This window comes from Neisseria sp. P0021.S005 (assembly GCF_051956955.1).
On record NZ_JBQCWY010000408.1, the window covers coordinates 1 to 2,705 of the forward strand.

At 50.2% G+C, this 2,705-nt stretch carries 4 protein-coding genes; all 4 read right to left on the minus strand.

What is annotated here, in order from left to right; all coding sequences use genetic code 11:
- Positions 1-155: OB-fold nucleic acid binding domain-containing protein (locus tag ACTHUE_RS14855; RefSeq protein ID WP_440423885.1), on the minus strand; the 155-nt coding region annotated here is incomplete at its 3' end.
- 64 nt (positions 156-219) lie between these two features.
- Complete coding sequence (locus ACTHUE_RS14860; RefSeq protein ID WP_039861915.1) at positions 220-921, minus strand: DUF502 domain-containing protein; 702 nt, start codon at positions 919-921, stop codon at positions 220-222.
- 152 nt (positions 922-1,073) lie between these two features.
- A complete protein-coding gene (locus tag ACTHUE_RS14865) occupies positions 1,074-2,213 on the minus strand; it encodes a phospholipase A (protein ID WP_004518824.1) in 1,140 nt (379 codons plus the stop codon).
- Between the two features lie 168 nt (positions 2,214-2,381).
- Positions 2,382-2,645 carry a 30S ribosomal protein S20 gene (gene rpsT / locus ACTHUE_RS14870; RefSeq protein ID WP_002212556.1) on the minus strand — a complete coding sequence of 88 codons (264 nt, stop codon included), beginning with the start codon at positions 2,643-2,645 and terminating at the stop codon, positions 2,382-2,384.
- Positions 2,646-2,705 lie beyond the last annotated feature (60 nt).

The window sequence follows — 2,705 nt, forward strand, 5'->3', positions numbered from 1 at the left end:
TCAGGGTCGATAACGACTTGAACGATGCCTTCGCGGTCGCGCAGGTCGATAAAAATCACACCGCCGTGGTCGCGTCGGCGGTGTACCCAGCCTTTGACGGTAACGGTTTGGTCTAAGTATTGCTCGCTGATAAGGCCGCAATAGTTGGTACGCATAAAATCACCTTTTTATATTGTTCAATTTGAAAAGAAGGAAAGGCCGTCTGAAAAAAAGAAGACCTTAATTGTTGTGTTCGGTATCACCGTCTTCAGACGGCTTTTGGGCAGGTAGGGCTTTAACTGGTAAGTCGTCCGGCATCACCATGCCCAGTGAAATTACATATTTCAATGCCTGATCCACACTCATGTCCAGCTCGCGAACGTCGCTTTTTTTAACCATGATGTAGTAGCCGCCGGTCGGGTTGGGCGTGGTTGGGACGTAAACGGAAATATAGTCGTCATCTTGCGGCAGGCTGCCTTTGAGTTTGTCGGGGATATGGCCGGAAACAAAGGCTATCGTCCAAATGCCCGGTTGCGGAAAGGGAACCAGTACGGGGGTTTTGAACGAGCGGCTACTGTCGGAGAGCAGGGATTCGGAAACTTTTTTAACGCTGGAGTAGATGGATTTGACGACGGGAATGCGTCCTAAAAGGCTGTCCCATGCGCCGAGAATCCGTCTGCCCAATACGTTGGCGGCGAATACACCGGTAACGAACAAGACGACTGTGGCGGCGACGATGCCCAAGCCGGGAATGTTGAACCCCCAGAAATGCTGGGGCTGCCAGCTTTCCGGTAATAGGTTGATCAGTTTGTCGGCGGCGGAGATGATATAGCTCATCGCCCAGATGGTTACGGCAATCGGCAACCAAACCAGCACGCCTGTAATCAGGTATTTCTTTAAAGCCTTGGCGATTTTTCCGCTTTCGGCTGCGGCTTCTGTCATCTTTGTTTCATTCCGGCAAGTTTTGCCCAAACTTTGCATTATACGCGTTTGGACGCTAGGAAACGAGTATTTTAAACGAATGGCTTGTTTTGTTTCATTGTTTCAGACGGCTGCCTTGATTGCAAAGGCCGTCTGAAATAATATGGGGTCATTTAGATGCCGTCCCAGTCGTTGAACATCAGGCCGAAGCCGATGCCGTTTTGTTTGTGGTTGTAGTCAATCAGACTTTCGCCGTAGCCGTGGAAGCCGCGGACAACGCCTTTGAGTTTGCCTTTGATGGGGAAAGTATAGGCCGCTTCAACGGCACCGCGTCCGCTTTTCGGGTTGTAACGCAGGACGGAATAAACATTTTGCTTATCGTTGAAACGGTATTGGACTTTTAAGTCGCCGTAGCCCATGTATTTGTTGATGTCCGGATTGTCATCGTCATCCCCTTTTTGGTCGAAGGCACGCACCCAAACTCTAGGAATAACGGTCAGCTTGCCCCATTCCATACCGGCCATGGCGTAAACGCGGTTCCATGAGCGTGATTCGGGGCGGCTTTGACCGTTGGATTGGTGAACAAAACCTGCGCCAACCATGCGCAGTTTGCCGCCGAAAGGCAGGTCTGCTTTAACGGGTTGGGTAATGAAGATTTCAGGCTCGTAGTCGGTATTGCGGAACGGAGCGGATTTGCGGCCTTGGTTAAAGATTTGCCAGTCGGATTTTTGGGTGTAGCCAAACCATACGTCGGCACGGGTCTTGAATAAATCTTCGGCAATCTTGCTTTTGAAGGAAACCTGCATTTTGGTTTCGAGGCGTTTTTGCTCGCTGAATTTTTCCTGTGTGGTTACGCCGCGGCTGGGGGATTCCGGGTAATAGTTGGGGCTGCTGTTGTACCAAACGGGCATGAGGTACATAGGGTTGTGCTCGCGTACGCTCAACAGGCCGCGTGTGTCGTTTTTATCCAAATCGTACATCAGGCTTAAAGGTGTGTAGCTGTCGGTAGTTTCGCTTAATACGTCGTCTGAAATATTCGGATGGGTAGGGTTGTCGAATACGATGGCCGCTTCTTTTTTCTCGATGCTCTTGCGGACGCTTTGTTCGAGGTCAACTGGTGTTTTGGCGGTTTCGGTTTGCGCTTGCGGCAGTGGGAATTGAGGGGGGAGTTGCGCCGAGTAGATGTTGTCGTAACACGCCAAACGGGTGGCGTTGTCTTGAATGGTGGTGCAGTGTAGGGCGGTATCGGCGGCGGCCAGCGGGGCGGCGGCAATGAATCCGATACTTAGGGAATGTTTCAACATCTTGTTCATGAGAGTTTCCGTTGTTTTCCAGACGGCCTGATGAAAGGGTAAATGGTTTTATTTAGTTGGTTTGGACTGTGAATACGGCAATGCCCCTGAAAGGCAAGACCTCAGGGGCATCGTATCAGCTCGATTATCCTGCTTTGGTTATCAGGACTTCCAGCATCTGCATCAGTATTAAGCCAAAGCTTTTACTTTAGCAGACAGACGGCTTTTGTGACGGGCTGCTTTGTTTTTGTGGAATACGCCTTTGTCAGCGATACGGTCGATGACTTTAACGGATTCTTGGTAAACTGCTTGAGCAGCAGCTTTGTCGCCGGCTTCAACTGCTTTCAACACTTTTTTCACAGCGGTACGGAATGCAGTACGCAGGCTGGCGTTGTGGGCGCGTTGTTTAACCGACTGGCGGGCACGTTTGCGGGCTTGTGCGCTGTTTGCCATATTGAATATCTCCTGAAAAATAAATTCTGTAAACGCGCAATTTTAAAGACAGATTTCCTT